The following is a 1,179-nucleotide window of genomic DNA, read 5'->3' as shown; positions in this document are numbered from 1 at the left end:
CCCAATGCGAAGAAATCGTCGTCGAGCCCCACCCGCTCCACCCCCAACACCTCCGCGAACACCCCCGCCACCACCTGCTCCACCGCAGTCACCGGCGCCCGGAACACCACCGGGGCGAACACCGGCACCGGCAACGCCCGCCGATCCACCTTCCCCGACGCAGTCACCGGCAACCCCTCGAGCACCACCACCGCGGCCGGAACCATATACGACGGCAACCGGGAACGGAGGTGGTCGCTGACACCGGCCGGGTCGACGTCCCGGCCGGTGACATAACCGACCAACCGGTCCCCGACGTGGGGATCGTGGTGGAACACCACCACCGCCTGCTCGACCCGCTCGTGCCCGCGCAGTGCCGCCTCGATCTCCCCCAACTCGATCCGCTGACCGCGCAACTTGACCTGGAAATCGGTGCGCCCCACATACTCCAACTGCCCATCCCCACGCCACCGCACCACATCCCCCGTCCGATACATCCGCTCCCCCGACCCGCCGAACGGACACGCCACGAACCCACCCGCCGTCAGGCCCGGCCGACCGTGATAGCCCCGCGCCAACTGCACACCCGCCAAATACAACTCACCCACCACCCCCACCGGCACCGGATGCAACCGGGAATCCAGCACGAGGGTCTGCGTGTTCCATACCGGTGACCCGATCGGCACACCGGCGCCCCGGGCCGGACCGTCGCAGGCATCGCACTGCCACGCGGTGACCACCTCGGCCTCGGCCGGGCCGTACCAGTTGTGCAACTCCGCCTCGCCGTACCGCGCGAACCGGTCGACCAGATCCGCCGGCAAGGCCTCCCCGGCGGCGAACACCCGCCGCACACTCACCGCCAACGGTGCCGGCACCGCCGCCAGGTACGCCGCCAGCATCGACGGCACGAAATGCACCGTCGTCACCGCCTCGGCCTCCATCAGCGCCGCCAGATAACGCGGATCCCGATGCCCGTCCGCAGCAGCGATCACCACCCGCGCCCCGACCTGCAAAGGCCAGAACAACTCCCACACCGAAATGTCGAACGTGATCGGCGTCTTGTGCAACACCACATCACTGCCGTCGAGCCGATACCGCCCCTGTGCCCAGGCCAGCTGGTGCACCGTCGCCCGGTGGGTCAACGCCACCCCCTTCGGCACCCCGGTCGAACCCGACGTAAAGATCACATACGCCGTGTTC

1 protein-coding gene is annotated in these 1,179 nt (G+C 69.1%); it reads right to left on the bottom strand.

What is annotated here, in order from left to right; genetic code table 11:
• A partial coding sequence (locus IU459_RS37260) for an amino acid adenylation domain-containing protein (RefSeq protein ID WP_195134271.1) occupies positions 1-1,179 on the bottom strand: 1,179 nt, incomplete at both ends.

The organism is Nocardia amamiensis, from assembly GCF_015477605.1.
Taxonomy (GTDB): domain Bacteria; phylum Actinomycetota; class Actinomycetes; order Mycobacteriales; family Mycobacteriaceae; genus Nocardia; species Nocardia amamiensis_A.
This window is presented reverse-complemented; position numbering and strand designations above follow the sequence as displayed.